This is a genomic window from Nitrospira sp. Kam-Ns4a, from assembly GCF_965152595.1.
The window spans coordinates 3,223,990-3,244,177 of record NZ_OZ224218.1 but is presented as its reverse complement, the minus strand read 5'-3'; the positions used below and the strand labels follow the sequence as shown (position 1 = coordinate 3,244,177).

The 20,188-nt window shown below is 67.2% G+C and carries 26 protein-coding genes and 2 tRNA genes; 17 read left to right on the top strand and 11 right to left on the bottom strand.

Going from position 1 to position 20,188, the window contains the following annotated elements; genetic code table 11:
* The first annotated feature begins 19 nt into the window (after positions 1-19).
* Positions 20-286, top strand: coding sequence for a hypothetical protein (locus ACWHYQ_RS16240; RefSeq protein WP_447973150.1), 267 nt, complete (start codon positions 20-22; stop codon positions 284-286).
* Between the two features lie 18 nt (positions 287-304).
* On the opposite strand, the gene ACWHYQ_RS16235 is transcribed toward ACWHYQ_RS16240, so the two are convergent.
* Positions 305-601, bottom strand: a complete 297-nt coding sequence (locus ACWHYQ_RS16235) for an ATP-dependent Clp protease adaptor ClpS (protein ID WP_447973149.1) — start codon at positions 599-601, stop codon at positions 305-307.
* 69 nt (positions 602-670) lie between these two features.
* The gene (locus ACWHYQ_RS16230) at positions 671-1,363 is read right to left on the bottom strand and encodes a hypothetical protein (protein WP_447973148.1); all 693 of its coding nucleotides are present in this window, start codon (positions 1,361-1,363) and stop codon (positions 671-673) included.
* A 107-nt stretch (positions 1,364-1,470) separates the two neighbouring features.
* Between ACWHYQ_RS16230 and cax the strand changes: the two genes are divergently transcribed.
* Positions 1,471-2,544 carry a calcium/proton exchanger gene (gene cax, locus ACWHYQ_RS16225; protein WP_447973147.1) on the top strand — a complete coding sequence of 358 codons (1,074 nt, stop codon included), beginning with the start codon at positions 1,471-1,473 and terminating at the stop codon, positions 2,542-2,544.
* A gap of 9 nt (positions 2,545-2,553) precedes the next feature.
* Here the strand turns inward: cax and ACWHYQ_RS16220 are convergent, their stop codons facing one another.
* Complete coding sequence (locus ACWHYQ_RS16220; protein ID WP_447973146.1) at positions 2,554-2,754, bottom strand: hypothetical protein; 201 nt, start codon at positions 2,752-2,754, stop codon at positions 2,554-2,556.
* 154 nt (positions 2,755-2,908) lie between these two features.
* Between ACWHYQ_RS16220 and ACWHYQ_RS16215 the strand changes: the two genes are divergently transcribed.
* Positions 2,909-3,265, top strand: a complete 357-nt coding sequence (locus ACWHYQ_RS16215) for a hypothetical protein (RefSeq protein ID WP_447973145.1) — start codon at positions 2,909-2,911, stop codon at positions 3,263-3,265.
* Positions 3,266-3,271: 6 nt separating this feature from the next.
* On the opposite strand, the gene hemW is transcribed toward ACWHYQ_RS16215, so the two are convergent.
* Positions 3,272-4,417: a radical SAM family heme chaperone HemW gene (gene hemW / locus ACWHYQ_RS16210; protein ID WP_447973144.1), complete on the bottom strand. Its 1,146-nt coding sequence runs from the start codon at positions 4,415-4,417 to the stop codon at positions 3,272-3,274.
* A gap of 5 nt (positions 4,418-4,422) precedes the next feature.
* Positions 4,423-4,689 carry a hypothetical protein gene (locus tag ACWHYQ_RS16205; RefSeq protein WP_447973143.1) on the bottom strand — a complete coding sequence of 89 codons (267 nt, stop codon included), beginning with the start codon at positions 4,687-4,689 and terminating at the stop codon, positions 4,423-4,425.
* A 91-nt stretch (positions 4,690-4,780) separates the two neighbouring features.
* Between ACWHYQ_RS16205 and ACWHYQ_RS16200 the strand changes: the two genes are divergently transcribed.
* From ACWHYQ_RS16200 to ACWHYQ_RS16190, 3 genes are all read left to right on the top strand, one after another.
* Positions 4,781-4,999, top strand: coding sequence for an FmdB family zinc ribbon protein (locus ACWHYQ_RS16200; RefSeq protein ID WP_447973142.1), 219 nt, complete (start codon positions 4,781-4,783; stop codon positions 4,997-4,999).
* Positions 5,000-5,088: 89 nt separating this feature from the next.
* Positions 5,089-5,412, top strand: a complete 324-nt coding sequence (locus ACWHYQ_RS16195) for a hypothetical protein (protein WP_447973141.1) — start codon at positions 5,089-5,091, stop codon at positions 5,410-5,412.
* Entirely contained in the window at positions 5,409-6,077 is a 669-nt protein-coding gene (locus ACWHYQ_RS16190) for a hypothetical protein (protein WP_447973140.1), read from the top strand. Before ACWHYQ_RS16195 ends, ACWHYQ_RS16190 begins: the two co-directional genes overlap by 4 nt.
* 6 nt (positions 6,078-6,083) lie before the next feature.
* Here ACWHYQ_RS16190 and ACWHYQ_RS16185 read toward each other — a convergent pair whose 3' ends face one another.
* On the bottom strand, positions 6,084-6,989 hold the full coding sequence (locus ACWHYQ_RS16185; RefSeq protein ID WP_447973139.1) for a formylglycine-generating enzyme family protein: 906 nt from the start codon (positions 6,987-6,989) through the stop codon (positions 6,084-6,086).
* On the bottom strand, positions 6,986-7,732 hold the full coding sequence (locus tag ACWHYQ_RS16180; RefSeq protein ID WP_447973138.1) for a TenA family transcriptional regulator: 747 nt from the start codon (positions 7,730-7,732) through the stop codon (positions 6,986-6,988). Before ACWHYQ_RS16180 ends, ACWHYQ_RS16185 begins: the two co-directional genes overlap by 4 nt.
* 87 nt (positions 7,733-7,819) lie before the next feature.
* Between ACWHYQ_RS16180 and ACWHYQ_RS16175 the strand changes: the two genes are divergently transcribed.
* Positions 7,820-8,104: a hypothetical protein gene (locus ACWHYQ_RS16175; RefSeq protein ID WP_447973137.1), complete on the top strand. Its 285-nt coding sequence runs from the start codon at positions 7,820-7,822 to the stop codon at positions 8,102-8,104.
* 178 nt (positions 8,105-8,282) lie between these two features.
* Positions 8,283-8,510 (top strand): putative signal transducing protein, encoded by a 228-nt coding sequence (locus ACWHYQ_RS16170; RefSeq protein ID WP_447973136.1) that lies wholly within the window; start codon positions 8,283-8,285, stop codon positions 8,508-8,510.
* Between the two features lie 19 nt (positions 8,511-8,529).
* Here the strand turns inward: ACWHYQ_RS16170 and ACWHYQ_RS16165 are convergent, their stop codons facing one another.
* Entirely contained in the window at positions 8,530-8,949 is a 420-nt protein-coding gene (locus tag ACWHYQ_RS16165) for a hypothetical protein (RefSeq protein ID WP_447973135.1), read from the bottom strand.
* A 102-nt stretch (positions 8,950-9,051) separates the two neighbouring features.
* On the opposite strand from ACWHYQ_RS16165, the gene ACWHYQ_RS16160 reads away from it, so the two are divergent.
* Positions 9,052-9,411, top strand: a complete 360-nt coding sequence (locus ACWHYQ_RS16160; RefSeq protein WP_447973134.1) for a hypothetical protein — start codon at positions 9,052-9,054, stop codon at positions 9,409-9,411.
* Between the two features lie 6 nt (positions 9,412-9,417).
* Here the strand turns inward: ACWHYQ_RS16160 and ACWHYQ_RS16155 are convergent, their stop codons facing one another.
* Positions 9,418-10,230 (bottom strand): hypothetical protein, encoded by an 813-nt coding sequence (locus tag ACWHYQ_RS16155; RefSeq protein ID WP_447973133.1) that lies wholly within the window; start codon positions 10,228-10,230, stop codon positions 9,418-9,420.
* Positions 10,231-10,378: 148 nt separating this feature from the next.
* On the opposite strand from ACWHYQ_RS16155, the gene metH reads away from it, so the two are divergent.
* The gene (gene metH / locus ACWHYQ_RS16150; RefSeq protein ID WP_447973132.1) at positions 10,379-14,083 is read left to right on the top strand and encodes a methionine synthase; all 3,705 of its coding nucleotides are present in this window, start codon (positions 10,379-10,381) and stop codon (positions 14,081-14,083) included.
* A gap of 95 nt (positions 14,084-14,178) precedes the next feature.
* On the opposite strand, the gene ACWHYQ_RS16145 is transcribed toward metH, so the two are convergent.
* Positions 14,179-14,682, bottom strand: a complete 504-nt coding sequence (locus tag ACWHYQ_RS16145; protein ID WP_447973131.1) for a hypothetical protein — start codon at positions 14,680-14,682, stop codon at positions 14,179-14,181.
* Positions 14,683-14,871: 189 nt separating this feature from the next.
* Positions 14,872-15,948, bottom strand: coding sequence for an HD domain-containing phosphohydrolase (locus tag ACWHYQ_RS16140; RefSeq protein ID WP_447973130.1), 1,077 nt, complete (start codon positions 15,946-15,948; stop codon positions 14,872-14,874).
* Between the two features lie 204 nt (positions 15,949-16,152).
* Here ACWHYQ_RS16140 and ACWHYQ_RS16135 point away from each other — a divergent pair, with 204 nt between their 5' ends.
* The 7 genes from ACWHYQ_RS16135 to ACWHYQ_RS16105 all read left to right on the top strand — a co-directional run bounded on the left by ACWHYQ_RS16135 (position 16,153) and on the right by ACWHYQ_RS16105 (position 20,181).
* Positions 16,153-16,290, top strand: coding sequence for a hypothetical protein (locus ACWHYQ_RS16135; protein ID WP_447973129.1), 138 nt, complete (start codon positions 16,153-16,155; stop codon positions 16,288-16,290).
* A gap of 73 nt (positions 16,291-16,363) precedes the next feature.
* Positions 16,364-17,107, top strand: a complete 744-nt coding sequence (gene rph / locus ACWHYQ_RS16130; RefSeq protein ID WP_447973128.1) for a ribonuclease PH — start codon at positions 16,364-16,366, stop codon at positions 17,105-17,107.
* 110 nt (positions 17,108-17,217) lie between these two features.
* Positions 17,218-17,835 carry an XTP/dITP diphosphatase gene (locus ACWHYQ_RS16125; protein WP_447975582.1) on the top strand — a complete coding sequence of 206 codons (618 nt, stop codon included), beginning with the start codon at positions 17,218-17,220 and terminating at the stop codon, positions 17,833-17,835.
* Positions 17,826-17,902 (top strand) — tRNA-Pro (locus tag ACWHYQ_RS16120). The genes ACWHYQ_RS16125 and ACWHYQ_RS16120 overlap by 10 nt, the downstream gene beginning before the upstream one ends.
* A 271-nt stretch (positions 17,903-18,173) precedes the next feature.
* Positions 18,174-18,494, top strand: coding sequence for a hypothetical protein (locus ACWHYQ_RS16115; protein ID WP_447973127.1), 321 nt, complete (start codon positions 18,174-18,176; stop codon positions 18,492-18,494).
* A 57-nt stretch (positions 18,495-18,551) separates the two neighbouring features.
* Positions 18,552-18,628, top strand: a tRNA-Arg gene (locus tag ACWHYQ_RS16110).
* A 26-nt stretch (positions 18,629-18,654) separates the two neighbouring features.
* Positions 18,655-20,181: a cyclic nucleotide-binding domain-containing protein gene (locus ACWHYQ_RS16105; protein WP_447973126.1), complete on the top strand. Its 1,527-nt coding sequence runs from the start codon at positions 18,655-18,657 to the stop codon at positions 20,179-20,181.
* The last annotated feature ends 7 nt before the right edge of the window (positions 20,182-20,188 follow it).

Below are 20,188 nucleotides of genomic sequence, written 5' to 3'. Positions count from 1 at the left end.
CCATACCGAAGAAGAAGAAATGAATCAGCGGCGTCGGCTGCTGAATCTGGCCAGAAAAGGCGACCCGAAGGCCATTGACCGGCTGTTCGAGCTGTACCAGGTCCGGGTCTACAGCGGAGAAGTCCTGAAGAAAAAAGGGCGGCTACCATCCTGGCCTGCGCCGCATCCGAAGCCGGAGGCCACTGTCGCGCTCAAGCGGGCTACCCGCAAGCGGGCCAGGGCTGTCGCTCGGACCACGCGCCGCGCCGCTGCCCGCAAGGCCCGGCGAAAATCGTCCCACCGCTAGCCTCTTGGCCCGCGGAGGCTACTGCACTGCGACCCGCAGGCCTCCGCCTGCGAGGTGCTTAGCAATCCCTTCTGCCGTGCTCCAGGGGCCTTCGTACACCGTCGCGCTGCCTTCGTGGTCAATCTTCCAGGCTAGCTCAAAGGCCCTGGCGGGATTCATCCCCGGAATGGCCTCGCAGAACAACTGGATCACCTGCTGGTAGGTGTGGCAGTTGCAGTTGTACACCACCACGCGGGCTTCCAGATTGTCGCCGGCCCCAGTGTGCTGCTCCTCACTTGTCTCCGGCAGAACAACCGTCACGCCGCTGTCGGCCATGCCGCGTATTGTAGCAGCCTGTCTGAGGCTTGCCAAGCTGGGCCGGCGCCTCGTCGCCCCCCGATCCCCTCAATAGCCCTCACGGGCGATCCAGCGGTTGGGCAGGACGATCCGGTCCCGGTCCAGGCTCCGTTCCAGGAGGTCGTAGTGAGGCCGCGAGTCGGTCACGGCGACGAGGCCGTAAGTAAGACAGAGGCGGATTGTCCAGGCCAGGGCCGCCGCGGTCTTGACCAGCGCCAAGGCATATTCGTAGTCGTAGCCTTCCTCAGGTGTCAGGGGCCGGCCGCTGAGCTGCCGCAGGCGCTCGAACGAGCAGGGACGATCCCGCCGGGGCTCCTCAAGGAATCGCAGCAGGGCGGCCGGCCCGGGAACCATCGCGGCTCCGATCCGCATGCCGTGCGTCAGGTCGAAGAGTCCCCGCTGGAACCGCCGATCCTCAATCAGGGCTCGGTGAAAGCGGGCCCGCCAGTCCGAATCGGCCAGATCCCGATCCATGGCGGCGACCAGGTCGGGATCAGGTGGGCCACTGACCGGATAGCCCTGGACCAGCCGGCCGCTCTTGAGCAGCTCCGGGTGGGCGTCGCCCATCCGATCCGGATGGGCGGTCGTCCCGCTCAGCGGGGTCACCTGGAGGGCCATGTAGTCGCGGAAATGGATCGAGGCATACTCCTCCAGCAAACGCGCGAGCGTCCGCTCGTGGCACAGATGGAACGGGTAATAGAGCGCCTGGCTGGCCTCGCCCGGGGCATTCGACAAACTCATCGTCTCCATGCTACCGTGGCGCATTTCTGCTCGCTGTGAGGCGGCCCTCGCGGAACTTCGGGCCGCGCTCTCGCGTTGACTGCTTCGAGAGGTCCGGTATCAGACGGTTGCCCCTGACGACGTGGGCCTGGAACGCCCTCTACGGCTTCACGCCGCTCGCCCTGACGCTGGAGCTGCTGCACGCCGAGCCGACCGCGATCTTTCTCGTGTCCGCGCTGGCTATCGTCCCGCTGGCGGGGCTGATGGGCAAGGCCACGGAACACCTGGCTGCCCACGTCGGGGCCGGAATCGGCGGTCTGCTGAACGCCTCGCTCGGGAACGCCGCCGAGCTGATCATCGCGCTCGTCGCGCTGAAGGACGGGCTGCACGGCGTCGTCAAGGCGTCCCTCACCGGGTCGATCATCGGCAACGCGCTGCTCGTGCTGGGCCTCGCCATGACCATGGGTGGCCTGCGCTACGAGCGGCAGCGGTTCAACCGCACCGCCGCGGGCATGGGCGCGAGCCTCCTGCTGCTCTCGGCGGTCGGCCTGGTCGTTCCCGCCCTCTTCCATTGGACGGCCCCGCAACAGGGAGCTGCCGTGGAGCAGGAGGTGAGCTTCGAGATCGCCCTCGTGCTGTTCGCGATCTATGTTCTGAGCCTGGTCTTCTCCCTGCGAACCCACCATCACCTCTTCGCCGAGGAGGATGGGGAGGCAGCCGGGGGGACCGCTCGGGAGCTGTGGAGCCGAAGCCGGGCGATCGGGGTTCTGGCGGGGACGACCGCGGCCGTCGCGGTCCTGAGCGAGCTGCTGGTCGGGGCGATCGAGCCGGCTGCCCAGCGGCTGGGCCTCACCCAGGTCTTCGTCGGCGTCGTCCTGGTGGCCCTGGTCGGCAACGCGGCCGAGCATTCGACCGCTGTGCTGGTCGCCATGCAAAACAAGATGGACCTGGCCCTGGGCATCGCAATGGGGTCGAGCCTCCAGATCGCCTTGTTCGTCGCTCCGCTCCTGGTCTTCGCGAGCTACCTCACCGGCTCGCCGCTGGACCTGATCTTCACGCCCTTCGAGGTCGCGGCGGTGACGATCTCCGTGCTGGTGGTAGGCTTCGTGGCGATGGACGGAGAATCCCACTGGATGGAGGGAATGATGTTGGTGGGCGTGTACGTGATGCTCGCGATCGCATTCTACTTCCTTCCGGCCTAGCCCTCTCCCTCACCACTTGTCCATGTCAATCACTTCGGTGGCATCCCAAAGATGCTTCCATTCCTTTTCGGCGAGGTCTCGCTCGTCGGGTTCGTCGGGATTCTTCGGCTTGGGCTTGGCTGCCTCGGGGTCCGGCGCGGGCCTGGCTTCCACCGGCTCGGGCTCCGACTTCCTAAGGCGCTTCTTCGAGGGATCCATGTTGACGGGCATGGCCACCTCCTTCCAGCGCAAGCGCTCAGAAGTTCTCCTACCGCTCTGCGCGACGCTTTGTCAAGGGACCTCGGGACCACCAACCGGTTGACTCTCCCGACGGCCGCTGCTACAGTCGGCCGCGGTGCCTTGTCCCGACGTGACGGAGGCTCCGGTGATGCTCAGCGCGAAGGTCCTCTGGCCCCTGTTCCCGCTCCTGCTCCTGGTTGTGATCGTCTGCCTTACCTGGGCGCTGGTCCACGTCGTGCGCCGGTCCGGAGAGAAGAAGGCGGTCTGGCTCCAGGCCGGCGCGCTCGGCTGCTACCTGCTCGCCGCCGTGGCCGCGCTCGCGAGCGAGCGCGGCGCAGTCTCCGCCAATCTCCACCGGCCCTTCTCGCTCCTGACGCAGCTTGCCATCGCGCTCGCTCTGTTCCACGTCTGGAACCGGGACCGCTCGCTGGTTGTCCTGAACGCCTCGGCCTGGATGGCCATCTTGGCCGACACCGCGCTGCACTACCTGCTGGCCCGGTAGGCGTCCTTACAGCAGCTCGACCGCGACCGAGTCGGCCAACCGCTGCCCCTGCTCCGTGAGCGCGACCCGGCCGGCTCGCCCTTCAATCAGCCCCTGCCGGGCCAGGCGGTCGAGCACATCTGCTAGGCCATCTTCGGGCCCATTCCGCTTCAGCCGGTCCAGCGGCACGCCCTCCGTCAGCCGTAAGCCAAAGATGAGCGCCTCGCGGCGCCGTTGCGCGGGGCTCAGGCGCGCTGACTCGGCGATCGGCAGCTCTCCGCGGTCGAGCGCGCGCCGCCAGGCCGTGAGGCCCTCGAGGTTGCCGAGCCGGCATCCTTCCAGATAGGACTGCGCGCTGGGGCCCAGGCCGAGATAGTCCTCGTCCTGCCAATAGAGCAGGTTGTGGCGGCAGGCGAAGCCCGGCCGGCAATAGTTCGAGATCTCGTACCGGCTGAACCCGGCGGCGGCGAGCCGCTGCGCCGCCACTGCCTCCATCGCGTTCTGGAGGTCGAGATCGGGCTCCGAGACCGTGCTCCGGTGCACCGCCACCTGCAAGCCGGTCCGGTCCTCAACCGTGAGGGCGTAGAGGGACAGGTGGGTCGGCTCGAGCGCGAGCGCCTCGTCGAGCGTGGCGAGCCAGCTTTCGAGCGTCTGGCCCGGTAGGCCGTAGATCAGGTCCAGGTTGACGTTGCCGAAGCCAGCCGCCTTCGCCCCCGCCACGGCGGCCCTCGTCCGGTCTGGCCCCGTCCGGCGGCCGACGCGGCTCAACTCGTTGGCGTCCATGGACTGGGCGCCAAAGCTGATCCGGGTGAATCCGGCCCGGACCAGGCGCCGGAGCCCGTCCGCCGTCACCGTGTCCGGGTGGGCCTCGATCGTGACCTCGGCGTCCGGCGCGACGCCAAGCCGGTCGCGCACGCGGTCCAGGATGCTGGTCAGCGCCTCGGGTGTGAGCGTGGTCGGCGTCCCACCGCCGAAATAGACTGTGTCCAGAAGGCGCCCGCCGAGGCTGCCCCGGCGGGCGTGCAGCTCGATCTCGCGGGCGAGCGACGCCAGATAGGCCGTGGCCCAGTCCTCCCGGTAGATCTGGAGGGAGAAGGCGCAGAACAGGCAGCGGGTCGTGCAGAAGGGGACGTGGAGATAAAGGCCGACGCGGCCGAGCGAAGAGGTCTGCATGGGGGTCAATTCAACTTGGTCCGGTCGTGGACGAAATCCTTCGCCAGCACGATCTCGATCTCGTCGCTCGGGGCCAGGCCGCGGTTCCGCACGCGGGCGGTCCAAGCCGGATGCTTGCGCAGCGCCTCAAAAATCAGCTTGAGCAGCTCGGGCTTGATCTGCGCCTCCCAGTCCCGAAGCCAGGCATAGTTGTCCTCCTCGCCCTCGTAGTCCTCAGGGAAGCTGGCTTCCAGGTTGAAGCGCAGCCGGAATATCTTCTCTTCAAGAAACATGTGGCCTCCGTGGCGCCGCCCCCTCCGTTGAAGCCGAGCCGGGCGGCCCTCTATAATACCGCTGGTCGGCCTGAGGAGGAGAATGCACACCATGCCCATCTTCGAATACATTTGCCAGGAATGCAACCACCGGTTTGAGACGATCGTCCGGGGCTCGGCTGCGCCCGCCTGTCCCGTCTGCAAGGCCACGCGGTTGGAGAAGCAATGGTCGGCCTTCGCCGTCGGTGCGACAGGGGTGCCCTCGAGCAGCCCGGCTCCCTGCGGGACTTGCGGCGATCCCCGCGGTCCCGGTGCCTGCGTGATGAACTGAGGCGGGCCTCGACAGGCTCCTGGTCCCCTTCGTCTGATCTCCTGGTCTGATCTCCTGATCTCCCGGAGGGTGGTTGCGTCAAGAGCTCGATGCACGAATCTTCCGAGGCCAACCTCAGACAGGCCATCCAGACCCTGTCGAAGACCGACCCGATCGTGAAGCTGCTCCAGCAGGTCAGGCTGGGCAAGATGCAGCCGACCGACGCGGGGCTGCGCGCGGTCACCGAATCGTGGCTGGCGACCTACCGGCAGGTGCTGGAGTCCGGCCGAGGGCTGGACCGTCCGGCGCTAGCCCGGTTGGACCCCAGGCCGCGGATCGCGGTGCTCGTGGACGCGGGTATCGTCGGCGTCGGCCATCCGGCGGTCGCGGCGCTGGAGGCTGCGTTCGAGCAAGCGTGGGCGCGGGTGTCATGACGATGGGGCTGACGCGGGTTCTGCTCATCAGCCTGCTGCTCCTGCTGCTAAGCGGTGCACCTCCGCTCCGGGGCGAGCCCACCGGCACGCGCCCGCTGATCGGGTTGGGGAAGTTCGAGATCCACCGCGTCGTGCCGCCGGACGCGACGCTGCTGGACGAACCCGCGGCGATCGAGCGCTTCCTCGCCGCGCTCGACGGCGCGCCGCCGAACTGGGTCGAGGTCTTTGGCCATCACGGGGGCGGCCACGACGAACGGCTCTTTACCTTGAACCGCGAGCGGGACCAGGCCCGGACCGGGAAGCCGGCGCTGGCTCAGCGGGTGACCTTCCTCTGGGAGGGAGAACTTTCGACCTACGACGCAAAGCGTGGCGGCTATCGGGTGGCCATCGGGCCCAAGCTGATTCGGACTGCGTGGGGGCTGGTCCGGTTCAAACCCGAGGGGCTGCCTTCCGAGCTGATCGCCGGGCCTCCGCCAGCCCTGAACGCGTTTCTCAAGCGGAAAATTGCTGCAGGCGAGACGATCGCGATCGCGGTGGCCGTGACGGGTCGGCTCGTGCCGGAGGAATCCGTGATCTACGACATGGCGCACGGGGAGGAGGGGCGCGGGCTGGTGATGCCGGTGGTGCAGGTCGAGCGGCTAGACTACCTCTATTTCCAAGAGTAGCCCAGATCAGTAAGCGTCCTTCGCACAGCGAAAGCCGGTCCCGCTCGGCCGGTCGGCGGGGAACCCAAAGTCGCGGTCGGTCGTCCGCAGGCTCTTGGCCGGCTTGAGCCAGGATCCGCCCCGCATGGCCTTCAGCAGTTTCCCGTCAGGCCCTGGCGGATCGGCCAGCGGCGCGTTGAGATAGGCATAGGGCTCGTACCAGTCTGCCACCCACTCCGAGACGTTCCCGGCCATGTCGTACAGCCCGTAGGGGCTGGCCCCGTCGGGAAAGCTGCCGACCGGCAGGGTGAGCACTTCGCCCTTGAGCCCACGGGCCTTGGCGATGCGGGCTCCCTCGCCCTCGATCCAGAAGGCTAGCCACTCCTCCCGACTCGCGAACTCGATGGTGCGGCCCGCCCAGTAGCTGGCGCTGTTCGCGCGTCGAGGATCCCAGGTCTCTCCCCAGGGATATCGGCGGCCGTCTGTGCCCCGCGCGGCCTTCTCCCACTCGGCCTCGGTCGGCAGGCGCTTGCCCGCCCACCGGCAGTAGGCGAGCGCGTCGTCCCAGCTCACGTTGACGACCGGGTGGTCGGCGGTCCCAGGGAGTGGGGCACCGTGCTCCCAAAGCGTGACGGCGGGATTCTGGTTAGCGGGTGGGCGGTGCCCAGTGGCCCGGACGAACCGCTCATAGGCCGCGTTCGTCACCTCGTGGCGATCCATCCAGAACGCGCTGAGATAGACGCGCCGCTGGGGCCGCTCGTCGTCGAAGCCGTCGCTCCCCGCCGGGCTTCCCATGAGGAACTCTCCCGCGGGCACGAGAACCATGTCTTCGGATGCGGGCGCGGGTCCGGCCTCGCCCGCGCCCGCCGCAGCGGCGAGCAGCAGGACGAGATGGACGAACGGAACTGCCGCGACGAGCGCGGACCGGCTCACGCTTCCCGTAGGCCGCAGCAGCGCGCGATTCCGTCACGGAAATGCAGCCAGTACTGGAGGGCTTCGTTGAGGGCGTCGAGGACCGCCTGCTGCTGCTCGGCCTCGACGGCGTGGGTCACGACGATCTGGTAGGCCGCGTGCCGATGGCCGGGCTCCACCATGTAGTGCGCGCGGACGAGGTCCATGTACTCCGGCGACAGGCCGTGGTACTGGACGAGCGGGTGTTTCATGACCAAGTCCTCGATCTCGGCCGGGGTCTTGGGCTTGAGGCCCTGCAAGATCTCCTGACGGTCGTTGACGCTTCCCTCGACGAAGATCGTGAGGACTGCTGCCCCGGTGATCCAGTCGCGCTCCATCGTCACGCTGTCGAGCCACTCACGGTAGGCGCGGCTCGGAGAGAGGAGTTCCACGTCCCGGAACTCGCTCCGGGGAAAGCCGAGTCCCATCATCATGGTGAGGAACAGTTCCGGGTGGGGGCGGCCCAGCGACAGCCCGCCCGTGTCCTCCTCGTAGATGTTCTTGGCCAGGATGCTCCGGACGTCGCGCGGAGGGTTCTTGCCGTAGATGCGCGCCAAGAGCACGGGAAAGTCCCGCACGTACACCGCGTATTCCTGGCGGAAATGGATCTTGAGCTGGTCCCGCGTGATCTTGTTACCGCTGAAGTAGGGCCAGGCCCAGTGGTTCTTGCGGTCCATCACGCTGAGCAGACGATCGCGGAACTGGTCGGCCGAGAGCTTCCTCACCGTGGCACCTCGTGTGAAGGGAACGCAGCTCCTTGCATTCTACACTCCCGGCCGCTTAGAATGCGCGCGCCTGGAGGCGTCTTCACGATGGAGCCGGTCACGCTGCAGAAACCTGACGAGATCCTGACCTTCCTGGCTGACGTGTCGCTGCGCGGCAAGGGGTTTACCACGGATAGCCTACTGGATTACGTGCTCGACGAAGGGTTTACGGAGCCGATCTATCTCAACGCCAGCGGCGAAGATCCCGAGGCCTACTACAAAGGCCGGCCCGGCGCCTGGGCCATCTACCAGGTGCGCGAATGGAAGCGCGTGCTGACGATCTCCGGAGGCCCCGGTCAAGAGCGCCGCGTACAACTCACCGAGACCCCCTGATCAGCCGCGCTCCCTCGTCCGCACCCAGGCGATCCGCCAAGCCGGCTAGTGTAAGAAGCGTCCTCCGAAAAATCAATGCGCCGCGGCGGTTGCAGTCGGGCCGGGAGCTTCATAGAATGGTCCGGAGGCCTGGGCGGGGTCCGCGCCCCGCGGCGCTTCGCGCTCGGAAGAGACGGCGATGGTCAAGCTCATCGAACCCCAGGATGTCGGGGAGCTCGCCCTGATCAAGAGCCTCCTCGACGGCAACGGGATCGCCTATTTCGTGCGGAACGAACATCTGGGCAGCCTGCTGCCGGGGGTGCCCTTCGCCGCCTGCGCCGTCATGGTGGAGGAGTGGGATCTCGACCGGGCCGGGACACTCTTGGGCCGGCTTGCGCCCGCGCCGCGCGCCGAAGAGGTCGGATGAACGGACCCTGCGGCGCGCGTCATTTGGCATACCAGCCACCGACGAGCAGGCCCTCTTCGAAGTAGAGGTACCGGTGCTTGACGACAGAAGGGCTTTCCCAGTCCTCGTAGATCCACTCTTCGCGCCGTAGCCCGTCCTTGGTGTAACTGATGTTGATGGAGTAGGGCCCGCCCCAGGCCTTGAGCACCTGCTCGCGCGTCATGCCGACTGCGACTTTCTTTTCCTGGATGTGCCGCTCGAACGTCGGGTCCGTGAAGGCTGGCAGGAACCGCCAGACCAGCATGAGCAGGAGCAGGATGGCCAGGAAGGCATACAAGCCCACCCGCACCGTCGGGCGGCAGAGGATGGGCGTGGAGCAGGCCAGCTTCTCCTGCGCGGGCGTGGCGGCGGGCAGCTCAGCGGGCAAGAGGACGTCGCGGGTTTCCGTCTGAAGCGGCATAGGCCTGAAGTCTATCGGAGGGGTGAGCGGGGCGTCAAGGGCGGTGGGCAGGGGCAGCGGTTCTTCGCTTGTCCCTGCGCGGGTGAATCGGTGGAGGGTCGGATGCTCGTCGAGGTGGAGAGTAACCCCAACTGCGAGCAGGCCGTGTTCCTGCGGTTCAAGGAGGTCGGGCCGCCACGGCCGGTGGTGCAGGTTCGCAGCTTCGAGCGGAGCAGCCGCGGCGAATGGTGTTGGGTCGTCGGCTGGCGCGACGATCCGGCGGCGCCGACCTGTCCGGCCTATGCGCAGATGGTGGAGGATTCGGGGGCCGGGCTCGCCTACCTCGTCTTCGGGGGCAACTGGGGCATCCGGCTCAAGCCCGTGGCGGTCCACGAGGAGTGGAGCCTGGAGAGTCGCGCTCAGTGGGGCGAGCCATACCTGTCGCTGGCCGACGCGGCGGATTTGAAGTTCGCGGACGAGTGAGCCAGGTTAGTCCGCGTACTTGGGGACGGGGATCTTCTTGCTCGCGGGCGGCGGCGGAGCCGGCCGGCTGGCGAACTCCTTGGAGAAGGGGTTCATGATCGGCTCGTGGGTCAGCTTGGCGCGCCGCTTGGCCATTTCGATGCTCTGGGCGCTGATCTCCATGCGGTCAATCAGCGCGCGGGTGGTCAGGAACTCCGGGAGCCCCTGCAGCGAGAACATCTGAAACGCCAGCGTCCAGTCCAGGCGATCCTTGGTGCGCTCCCGGACGATCGCTCGCGCTTCCGGCGCCGGCGCGCCCTTGAAGACCAACACCCAGAGATTCGACCGGAAGGCCGGGGCCGACGCCTCCTCCGGTGGCTTGAACTCCGGCACCAGCTCGGGAACCTGCTCGATGGGGACGGGCGGGGAGAACTCGATATCCACAAGGCTTACCGAGAGGGTCGGAAAGTCCGAGTGGTCGTTCAGGTCCGGCACGTAGCTGAACGAGTACCGGACGTCCACGCCGTTGCGCTTGTAGTTGTACACGTCCTCGCCGTTCTGCGGCGAGATCAGCTTCTTGTAGAACTTCTCCCAGTCGCTGAACGAGTAATAGTTGAAGACCCGCAGCGCCGCTTTGCGGTCCCGGACCGCGTGGGGCGGCCCGAGCTTCTCGCGCAGCTCCGTCTGGGTCAGGCCCAGGTAGCCGTCTTCGAAGATGGCCTTAGCGTAGGCCTGATCCGGACCGAAGGCGGACCGGACGGGCGACAGGAGCGAGGGGAAGAGGAGCAGCCACGCAACCAGCAACGCCAGCGGAATCATAGGCGCCGGAAGCCTCGCCATCCAAACAGGGCTCATCGTAGCGACCGGTGGAGGCGATGTCAAGACGCCCCACCAGAGCCGCTGTCGCCTTGCCTGGTCTGGGGCGATCCAGTATAGTGACCGCACGTTGGGACGTGACGGGTGACGCGTGACGGGTGCAGGGCAGGTGATGGGAAGCGAATCGCCGAGAGAGGCCCAACTCCGGGAGCTGCTGCTGCGCCGGATCGCCATCCTCGACGGCGCGATGGGGACGATGATCCAAGCCTATCGGTTGGACGAGGCGGGGTTCCGCGGGACCCGGTTTGCCGAACACCCGCGCGATCTCAAGGGCTGCAACGACTTGTTGTGCCTCACGCAGCCGCAGGTGGTCGAGGCCATCCACCGGCAGTACCTGGAGGCGGGCGCCGACATCATCGAGACGAACACGTTCAACTCGACCGCGATCTCGATGGCGGACTACGGGCTCGAGGCGCACGTGTACGAGCTGAACCGGGCCGGCGCGCAGGTAGCCCGCCGCGCGGCCGCCGCGAGCATGGCGGAAGACCCCTCCCGGCCCCGCTTCGTCGCGGGCGCCATCGGCCCGACCAACCGCACCGCTTCGATGTCGCCGGACGTGAACAATCCGGCGTTCCGCGCCGTCACGTTCGATGAGCTGGTGGCCGCCTACACCGAACAGGTCCGCGGGCTCCTGGACGGCGGCGTAGACCTGCTGCTCTGCGAGACCGTCTTTGACACGCTGAACTGCAAGGCCTGTCTGTTCGCCATTGACCAATACTTTGAGGATACGGGCCGCCGGGTGCCGGTGATGGTCTCGGTGACGATCACGGACCGGAGCGGGCGGACCCTCTCGGGACAGACTGTCGAGGCGTTCTGGAACTCCATCGCGCACATGCCACTGCTCAGCGTCGGGATCAATTGTGCGCTGGGCGCCAAGCAGATGCGGCCCTATCTCGAGGAGCTGTCCCGGATCGCGCCAGTCTTCCTCAGTTGCTACCCCAACGCGGGGCTGCCCAACGCCTTCGGGGGCTTTGATGAGACGCCCGAGCTCATGGCTGCCAACCTGCGCGAGTTCGCCGCGAATGGCTGGCTGAACATCGTGGGTGGCTGCTGCGGGACGACCCCGGCGCACATCCGCGCGATTGCCGCGGCGGTCTGGGACTGCCCGCCGCGCGTGCTGCCCACGCCTGAGCCCTGGACGCGGCTGAGTGGTCTGGAGCCGCTTACCATCAGGCCGGACATGAACTTCGTCAACATCGGCGAGCGGACGAACGTGACCGGCTCGCCCAAGTTCGCCAAGCTGATCCTCAGCGGCGACTACGAAGGGGCGCTCGCGGTCGCCAAGCAGCAGGTCGAGGGCGGCGCCCAGATGCTCGACGTGAACATGGACGAGGCCCTGCTGGACTCCAAGGCGGCCATGCAGAAGTTCTTGCATCTGATCGCGTCCGAGCCAGATATCGCGCGGGTCCCGATCATGATCGACAGCTCCAACTGGGAGGTAATCGAGGCGGGGCTCAAGTGCGTCCAGGGCAAGCCCGTCGTGAACTCGATCAGTCTCAAGGAGGGTGAGGCGGCCTTCCTTCGGCACGCGAAGCTCGCCCGGCGGTACGGCGCCGCGATCGTGGTCATGGCTTTCGACGAGCGCGGCCAGGCTGACCGCGTCGAGCGCAAGGTCGAGATCTGCACGCGCGCGTACCGGCTCCTCACCGAGGTAGTCGGAATCCCGCCGCAGGACATCATCTTCGACCCGAACGTCCTGACCGTCGCGACGGGGATCGAGGAGCACAACGACTACGCGGTTGCCTTCCTCGAGGCGACGCGGCGGATCAAGGCGACGCTGCCGTACTGCAAGGTGAGCGGCGGGATCAGCAACATCTCGTTCTCGTTTCGCGGCAACAACGTCGTGCGGGAGGCCATGCACGCCGCCTTCCTCTACCACGCGGTCCGGGCTGGCCTAGACATGGGAATCGTGAACGCTGGCCAGCTCGCGGTGTACGAGGAAATCCCCAAGGACCTCCTCGAGCTGGTCGAGGACGTGCTGTTGAACCGGCGGCCGGACGCGACCGAGCGGCTCGTCGCCTTCGCTGAGACCGTCAAGCAGCAGGGCAGGGCGGTAGCCAAGGACGAGGCCTGGCGGCAGGGCACGGTCGAGGAGCGCCTGGCGCACGCCCTGATCAAGGGCGTCGCGGACTACATCGAGGAGGATGTCGAGGAGGCCCGGCAGAAGTACGGCAAGCCACTCGCGGTGATCGAAGGGCCGCTCATGGCCGGGATGAACGTGGTCGGGGACCTCTTCGGCGCCGGCAAGATGTTCCTCCCGCAGGTGGTGAAGAGCGCCCGTGTCATGAAGAAGGCGGTCGCGTATCTGCTGCCGTACCTGGAGGCGGAGAAGCAGGCCCTAGGCGGCGCGCAGGCGCACGGGAAAGTGCTGCTCGCCACCGTCAAGGGGGACGTGCACGACATCGGGAAGAACATCGTCGGGGTCGTCCTCGGGTGCAACAATTACGAGGTCCTCGACCTGGGGGTGATGGTCCCCTGCGAGCGGATCCTCCGGACGGCGCGCGAGCAGAAGGTGGACATCATCGGGCTGAGCGGCCTGATCACACCCTCCCTCGACGAAATGGTCCACGTGGCCCGCGAGATGACCCGCGAGGGGTTCCGGGTGCCCCTGCTGATCGGCGGGGCGACGACGAGCAAGGCGCACACGGCGGTGAAGATCGCCCCGGCCTACGAGCCGGGCGTCGTCCACGTCCTCGACGCCTCGCGCGCCGTGGGCGTCGTCGGGCAGCTTCTCGACGCCGAGCAGCGGCCGCGGTTCCTCGAGCAGAACCGCCGCGAGCAGGAGACCGTGCGCCAGGCCCATCAGGCCCGGCAGACGACGGCCCGGCTGCTGACGCTGGAGCAGGCGCGGGCCCGCAAGCCGTCCTTCGACTGGAACCGGGTGGACCGGCCCAAACCCGCGTTTCTCGGCGTGCGCACGCTCGACTCCGTTCCGCTGGAGCAGCTCGTGCCGTTCATTGACTGGTCGCCGTTCTTCCACACCTGGGAGCTGCGGGGCCATTACCCCCAGATTCTCGAGGACCTCAAGGTGGGCCCGAAGGCGCGGGAACTGTTCGAGGATGCACAGCGCCTGTTGCGGGAGATCGTGAAGGAGGGCTGGTTGACCGCGCGCGGCGTGTACGGGTTTTTCCCGGCGAACAGCGTCGGGGACGACATCGAGCTGTACGCCGACGAGTCGCGCGCCGCGGTCCTCGCCGCGGTCCACACCCTCCGCCAGCAGGGCGAGAAGCCGGACGGGCAGCCCAACCTGGCGCTGGCCGACTACGTGGCCCCGCGCTCAACAGGCTTGCCGGATTACCTGGGCGCCTTCGCGGTGACGGCGGGGATCGGCCTGGAGGCGCTCTGCGCACGGTTCGAGCGGGACCATGACGACTACAGCTCCATCATGGCCAAGGCGCTAGCCGACCGCCTGGCCGAGGCCTTCGCCGAATACCTGCACCAACGGGCCCGTACGGACTGGGGCTATGGAGCGGAGGAGCGGCTCAGCCAGGAGGACCTGATCCGCGAGCGGTACCGCGGCATCCGGCCGGCCCCTGGCTATCCGGCCTGTCCCGACCACACCGAGAAACGGACCCTGTTCGATCTGCTCCAGGCGGAGCGGCGGGCGGGGATCACGCTCACGGAGAGCTATGCCATGATCCCGGCCAGCTCGGTGAGCGGGCTGTACTTCGCCCATCCGGAAGCCCACTACTTCGCCGTCGGCAAGCTCGGCCGCGACCAGGTCGCAGATTATGCGCGGCGCAAGGGCTTGCCCCTCGAGACCGTCGAACGTTGGCTCGGCCCGAATCTCGGCTACGAGCCCTCAGACGCGGCGTGAATGACTGATGGTTGATGGTCAATGGGTGATGGGCGGAGTTTCCCAATTTTTCCCTGAACCATGACCCATTAACCCTGGACTATGCGGTCTGCAGGTCAGACGCTGAGGATGCACGACTCGGCGGCCGCCACGGCCTCGGCCGACTCGTGGGCCACAGCGGTCCGAAGCGCCGTCACGATCCAGCCGTATCGCTCCTCGGCCCAGGCGTTGAACGCGGTCGAGTCCGGGAAGACCAGCTCCCAAGCGCGCACGGCGTCCAGCAGCAGGAGCTGGTGCGGGCGGTTCCTGCCTGGAAAATAGACGACCAGCACGGCGGAGTTCCCGATCAGGCTGATGTCTGTGAAGATGTGGAGCATGGACGCGGCCGGCAGGTCCACGGCCCGCGTCGCCGCTTCCACGATGGGGCTGTACACACGGTGCAGGAACTGGGAGATGGCTTCGTAGGGCGCCTTGGAATCGTGCAGCCGGCTGTTCGGCGACTCGCCGAACAGATGGCCGCTGAAGTAGTCGGCGGCCTCCCAGGTCGGCATGGCGCCGGCGGCCACGGCCGCCTCGCAGAGATACCCAATCCAGTTGCGCGAAGCGATGCTCGTCGTCATAGCACGATCCTCCTCTGTGCGTCCGTTTCGGTCTGATGCTGGTGGGTTGCGGACCGGATTCAGTGCCTGGCAGGGGACCCCTGAGGACCAACCGGCATGAGCGGCAGGGACTTTACCAGACCGACCGCGCGCCTGTCAATGTTCGGTGGCGGCTCCAGCGAGGATCACGCGGGCGCCCGCGCCGACTCGCTAGTCGTCCGCGTAGCGCTGCCGGATCGCCACCACTTCGTCGAGGGCTTCCAGGAAGAGATCGAGCAGCTCCGGGTCGAAGTGGGTCCCCCGCCGCTCCCGCATCAGCTCCACGGTGTGCTCGATGGAAAAGGCCGGCTTGTAGATGCGGCGGCTGCTCATCGCGTCGAAGGCGTCGGCAATCGCAGCGATCCGGCCCTCGAGTGGAATCGCGGTACCGGCCAGCCCGCGCGGGTAGCCCGAGCCGTCGTACTGTTCGTGGTGGGTCCAGGCGATCGTGGCCGCCAGCTTGAGCAGCTCCGCGTCCGAGTCGGCGAGGATGCGGTAGCCCATCTCGGAATGTTGCGCCATGATCTTGAACTCCTCCGGCGAGATCTTGCCCGGCTTGAGGAGGATGTGATCCGGGGTCCCGAGCTTGCCGATGTCGTGCATGGGGCTCGCGATCCGAATCAGCTCGCAGCGCTCGGCGTCGAGCCCGTACCGCCGGGCCAGGATGGCGCAGTAGTGGCTCATGCGCTGAATGTGCTGGGCCGTTGCATTGTCTCGGAACTCGGCGGCGATGGCCAGCCGCTTGATCGTTTCCTCGCGGGACAGCCGGACCTCCTGCTCTGCCCGCTGCAGGCGCTCGATCGCGCGCCGCAGCTCCGCCGTGCGCGCGAGGACGGTCTGCTCGAGGTGCTCGCGGTGGGCGCGGTTCTCGATCTCCAGGCGGCGCCGGCGCAGCGCGTTGGCGACGTTGATGAGGACCTCGTTGGACTCGAAGGGTTTGATGATGTAGCCGTACGCGCCGAGCTCCAGCGCGGTGTTAGCGAGATGGGGGTTGTCGAGGCCGGTGACCATCACCGCGGCGATGTCCTGGTACTCGGCGAGCACGTCGGTGACGAGATCGAGCCCGGACTCGCCCGGCATGTTGACGTCGCAGAGAATCAGGGCGAACCGCTTCTCTTGGAGGCGGGCGCGCGCCTCGGCGGCATCGGCGGCCGTCGTGCAGGCATAGCCGTACCCCTCCAACAATCTCGCCAGCATGGTCCGGATCGGCGCTTCGTCATCAACGATGAGGATCTGCGACTGTTCCATCGTTCCCGGTCCGCTGAGTGGCGAGCTGTCGCGCTCTGTGGCGGCTGCGGCCAAGCCGGCAGCATCTGCGAACGGTTGTAGCAGAAAGCCGAGGGGAATGAAAGCGAGCGGGACAAACCGCGCATCCGCCCGGCCGCGGGGCACGAGGCGACCGGACCGACCCACCAGTTGCTTCTGCCGCCGTGACCGGGTACGCTCGGCCCGATGCCGTATCTGTTTCCCCATGAGGGCCTGTTCGCGGTCGGGGTCGGGGCGCTGATCGTTGCCCTGCTGGTGGCGCGTGTGGCGCTCGCCCGGCGTGGCGCACGGCCACCCGAGCGACGCGATGAGCCGGAGGCCTGAGCACGGCGCGGTTTGATCTTTGTCCATCCCTTCTTTATAATTCGCGCTTCCGCCACACACCCAGGAGCCTTTCATGGAGCACGGCGCGAGCCTCTTGCGCAGGGACGGGCGGCGCAACGATCAGTTGCGGCCCGTCAAAGTGACCCGGGATTTCATTAAGTACGCCGAGGGCTCGGTCCTGATCGAGATGGGGGGGACCAAGGTCATCTGCACGGCCTCGGTCGAGGAGAAGGTGCCCCCGTTCCTCAAGGACAAGGGCCAGGGGTGGGTCACGGCGGAATACGCGATGATTCCCCGCGCCACCCAGGAGCGGACGCAGCGGGAGGCGGTCCGCGGCAAGCAGGGCGGGCGGACGCTGGAGATCCAGCGGCTTGTGGGGCGTGCGCTGCGGGCCGTCACGGATATGAGCGAGATGGGCGAGCGGACCATCTGGATTGACTGCGACGTGATCCAGGCCGACGGGGGGACGCGCACTGCCTCGATCACAGGCTCGTTCATCGCGCTCGCCGATGCGTTCGCCGCGCTCAAGAAGAAGGATCTGATCAAGAGGCGCCCGCTCACGGACTACTTGGCAGCCGTGAGTGTGGGCAAGGTCGGCGGCGAGGTGCTCGTGGATCTGGCCTACGAAGAGGACTCGATGGCCGAGGTGGACATGAACCTGGTCATGACCGGCGGCGGGCGTTACGTGGAAGTCCAGGGTACGGCGGAGCGCCGCCCCTTCGCGAAGGCAGACCTGGATGCCTTCCTCGAGACCGGCTGGCGGGCGATCCAGCGTCTGGTGGCACTCCAGAAGGACCTCATCGGGGATCTGGCGTGAGCAGGATCGTGACCGGTTGTCTGTCAGTGGTCACTGGTCATTAGTGCAGAACCGGTGGGTGGCGGCGTTCTGTTGCGATTGACCATTGGGTGATGACCATGGCGTTTCCTCTGACCGACCTGGTGCTGGCGACGCGGAATCAGGACAAGAGGCGGGAGCTGGCTGCAATCCTGGGCGACCTTGGTATTCGCATCCGCACACTGGACGAGTTTCCTGGCGCACCTGAGGTGGTCGAGGATGGTGAAACCTGCGAGGCCAACGCCGTCAAGAAGGCGGTCTCCGCCGCGCGGTACACGGGCCTCCCCGCGGTCGCTGACGACACGGGCCTGATGGTGGACGCGCTGGGCGGCCGGCCCGGGGCCTTCGCGGCCCGCTATGCGGGCGACGGAGCGACCTACGAAGACAACTGGAGAAAGCTGTTGCGGGAGCTGAAGGGAGTCCCTTGGGAACGGCGGCGGGCCCGCTTCCTCACGGCGGCCGCCTTCGCCGGTCCCGACGACCGGCTCGAGGTCGTCGAAGGCGTGCTCGATGGTTACATTGCCGAACATCCGGCCGGCCAGGGCGGGTTCGGCTACGACCCGGTCTTCTACCTCCCGGACCTAGGGAAGACGCTGGCCGAGCTGAGCCCGGCGGACAAGAATCGCCTGAGCCACCGCGCGCAGGCCTTTCGCAAGCTCAGGGAGCGGCTGCTTCAGCGTGACCGGACATCGGGCCCCGTCGGGGCGTAGCGCAGCCCGGTAGCGCACCTGCTTTGGGAGCAGGGTGTCGGCGGTTCAAATCCGCCCGCCCCGACCAACCTCGCTCGCCATGCAGCGACCGGTGGGCTTCAACAATGTCGCTGCAGCCGTACCTTGGGGCCGCTTTCTTCATGGAGTTAGCCTGGGCCGGCGCGCTTAGCGCCCCTGTCACCGCGCGCGCCAGTTTACTTAGCCAATCCCCAGCCATAGAATAGGTGCCCGGCGCCTTAGAGCCTCCACCGGGCGAGAGCCGGTCCTACTACTGCTTCCCGAGTGGCGAGATGAGGTGGCGGACCGAGCCGGTGCGACGAGGGCCAGGCCGGATGGCTATGAAGCTCGAGATCACCAAGCGGGTCATTATTCGGAGATTTCAACGCCGGCGTCGCCTTGCCCTGACCGCACTCGTCCTCGGCCTGCTCGCCGGGCTCCTGTTTAGGTACGGCCTGCCGTCCGACTCGAGCGGCACCTTCACCGACCCGTGGACGACGGTTCAAGTCGAGGCGGCGATCTTCTTCATCCTCGTGTCGGTCCTCGTGGCGGTGCTGGTGTTTAAATGTCCGAACTGTCAGAAGGCGCCGTGGAGCGGGGGGACGTTCAGTGTGAGCCCGAGGCGGTGCGGGGCCTGCAAGGTTCAGTTGCGGGAGGACTAACTTGCTCGCCCGTGCCGGCTCGTCTACACTGGCGAGGTCCGACGGCGTCCGACGGCCGCGCCCGTAGCTCAGTTGGATAGAGCCCCAGCCTTCTAAGCTGGTCGTCGCAGGTTCGATTCCTGCCGGGCGCGCCATCGTGCGGCTGCCCAAGGACCCTTGCATGGACCTCGGCCCGCTCCTCGGCAAAATCGCCACCCTCGCGCTGGCCTGCGCCGCCGTCGTCGTCTGGCTGGCCGTCCTCGCGCGCCGGCGCGGAAGGAGGGTTTCGCCGTCAATCCCCGTCGGAGCGGGGGCGACGGTCGGTCTGGCTTCCCTGCTGCTCCTGATCCAGGCCGAGATGCTGCCGGTGCCGTCTTTGCGGGCGATGAACGCCCTGCGGGTGGCGGCCTGGCTGTGTGCCTCCTTCTTCGTCCTCAAGGCCCTGGACCTCGCGGTCATCGGCGAATACCTCATTGAGCGCCGCCGCGCACACGTTCCGCAGGTGGTCCGGACGCTGGTGCTGGGGGCGGGCCTCGTGGTCGCCGGCCTCGTGGTCCTGGAGTTCGTCCTGCACGTCAATCCGATCGCGCTCGTGGCGGTGCCCACGGTCGCGACTGCGGTGGTGGGCGTGGCGCTCCGGGACACCCTGGTTCGGTTCTTCTCCGGGATCTCCCTGGGCAAGATGATCCGTGTGGGGGACTGGATCTCCGTGCTGAATTACGAGGGGATCGTGACCGAGATCAGCTTCAGCCACGTCACGATCATGACCCGGCAGCAGCATGCCGTCATCCTGCCCAATGACAACGTCGTCCGCTCCGGCATCGTCAACTACAGCCGGGCACCTGCCCACATCTGCTCGATTCTGGTGGAAGTCGCCGATGGTCCCCCGCCAATGGTGGTCTGCGGCGTGTTGACCGAGGCGGCAGGTGCCGTGGAGGGGGTGCTGCGGACGCCGAAACCGGAGGCGACCCTCAGCGCCTTTACGGCCACGGGCATGGAGTTCCGCCTCAAGTTCGCGATCCGGGACTACGGCCGCGCGCCCGAGATCGAAGGGAGGGCGCGGACCTACGTCTGGAGCGCGCTCCGGCGGCTGGGCATCCCCCGCTCCTCTCCCCGGATGACCGTCCAGATGGAGGAGGCTGGCCGGGGCATTGGCCAGCGGGACGAGGCCGACCGTTTCGCGTCGTTTCTCATCGGCATTGATTTCGTCTCCGCCTTGTCGGCCGAGCAGGTGCAGACACTGGCGCGTGGGGCCCGGTCGCAGGAGTTTCTCCCAGGCGAGAAGGTCGTGCGGCAGGGGGAGCCGGGCGAGGAGTTGTTTGTGATCCTCGATGGTGCTGCGGACGTCGTGCTGGAGCACGAGGGGGAGGAGAAGATCCTGAACACCCTTCAGGCAGGCCAGTTCTTCGGCGAGATCTCCCTGCTGACCGGCGAGCCGCGTTCGGCCACCGTGGTCGCCAAGACTCCCCTGCGCGTGATGGTGCTGGGCAAGCAGACGCTCAGCGGGATCATCGTCGAGCAGCCGGAATTGATCGCCCGGATCAGCGAGCTGGTGGCAAGCCGGCGTGTGCAGAGCGCGGCGGCCCGGCAACAGATGAGCCAGGAGCACGCCAAGCTGGCCCTGGAGAAGGAAGCCCGCTCGCTGATGGGACGTATCCAGCGCTTTTTCCAGGGCAAACCGGCGCCGGCCCGGTCCAGTGAGCTGTAACGGGCTG

What these genes read in the sequence shown, in the direction of transcription:
- ACWHYQ_RS16235 (WP_447973149.1), bottom strand. Translation starts at nt 601, where the DNA reads ATGGCCGACAGCGGCGTGACGGTTGTTCTGCCGGAGACAAGTGAGGAG.
- ACWHYQ_RS16195 (WP_447973141.1), top strand. Translation starts at nt 5,089, where the DNA reads ATGCACGAATCTTCCGAGGCCAACCTCAGACAGGCCATCCAGACCCTG.
- ACWHYQ_RS16105 (WP_447973126.1), top strand. Translation starts at nt 18,655, where the DNA reads ATGGACCTCGGCCCGCTCCTCGGCAAAATCGCCACCCTCGCGCTGGCC.
- ACWHYQ_RS16200 (WP_447973142.1), top strand. Translation starts at nt 4,781, where the DNA reads ATGCCCATCTTCGAATACATTTGCCAGGAATGCAACCACCGGTTTGAG.
- ACWHYQ_RS16115 (WP_447973127.1), top strand. Translation starts at nt 18,174, where the DNA reads ATGAAGCTCGAGATCACCAAGCGGGTCATTATTCGGAGATTTCAACGC.
- ACWHYQ_RS16190 (WP_447973140.1), top strand. Translation starts at nt 5,409, where the DNA reads ATGACGATGGGGCTGACGCGGGTTCTGCTCATCAGCCTGCTGCTCCTG.
- hemW (WP_447973144.1), bottom strand. Translation starts at nt 4,417, where the DNA reads ATGCAGACCTCTTCGCTCGGCCGCGTCGGCCTTTATCTCCACGTCCCC.
- ACWHYQ_RS16135 (WP_447973129.1), top strand. Translation starts at nt 16,153, where the DNA reads ATGCCGTATCTGTTTCCCCATGAGGGCCTGTTCGCGGTCGGGGTCGGG.
- ACWHYQ_RS16145 (WP_447973131.1), bottom strand. Translation starts at nt 14,682, where the DNA reads ATGACGACGAGCATCGCTTCGCGCAACTGGATTGGGTATCTCTGCGAG.
- ACWHYQ_RS16240 (WP_447973150.1), top strand. Translation starts at nt 20, where the DNA reads ATGAATCAGCGGCGTCGGCTGCTGAATCTGGCCAGAAAAGGCGACCCG.
- ACWHYQ_RS16230 (WP_447973148.1), bottom strand. Translation starts at nt 1,363, where the DNA reads ATGAGTTTGTCGAATGCCCCGGGCGAGGCCAGCCAGGCGCTCTATTAC.
- ACWHYQ_RS16205 (WP_447973143.1), bottom strand. Translation starts at nt 4,689, where the DNA reads ATGTTTCTTGAAGAGAAGATATTCCGGCTGCGCTTCAACCTGGAAGCC.
- ACWHYQ_RS16220 (WP_447973146.1), bottom strand. Translation starts at nt 2,754, where the DNA reads ATGCCCGTCAACATGGATCCCTCGAAGAAGCGCCTTAGGAAGTCGGAG.
- ACWHYQ_RS16175 (WP_447973137.1), top strand. Translation starts at nt 7,820, where the DNA reads ATGGAGCCGGTCACGCTGCAGAAACCTGACGAGATCCTGACCTTCCTG.
- ACWHYQ_RS16165 (WP_447973135.1), bottom strand. Translation starts at nt 8,949, where the DNA reads ATGCCGCTTCAGACGGAAACCCGCGACGTCCTCTTGCCCGCTGAGCTG.
- ACWHYQ_RS16140 (WP_447973130.1), bottom strand. Translation starts at nt 15,948, where the DNA reads ATGGAACAGTCGCAGATCCTCATCGTTGATGACGAAGCGCCGATCCGG.
- ACWHYQ_RS16155 (WP_447973133.1), bottom strand. Translation starts at nt 10,230, where the DNA reads ATGGCGAGGCTTCCGGCGCCTATGATTCCGCTGGCGTTGCTGGTTGCG.
- metH (WP_447973132.1), top strand. Translation starts at nt 10,379, where the DNA reads ATGGGAAGCGAATCGCCGAGAGAGGCCCAACTCCGGGAGCTGCTGCTG.
- ACWHYQ_RS16170 (WP_447973136.1), top strand. Translation starts at nt 8,283, where the DNA reads ATGGTCAAGCTCATCGAACCCCAGGATGTCGGGGAGCTCGCCCTGATC.
- rph (WP_447973128.1), top strand. Translation starts at nt 16,364, where the DNA reads ATGGAGCACGGCGCGAGCCTCTTGCGCAGGGACGGGCGGCGCAACGAT.
- ACWHYQ_RS16160 (WP_447973134.1), top strand. Translation starts at nt 9,052, where the DNA reads ATGCTCGTCGAGGTGGAGAGTAACCCCAACTGCGAGCAGGCCGTGTTC.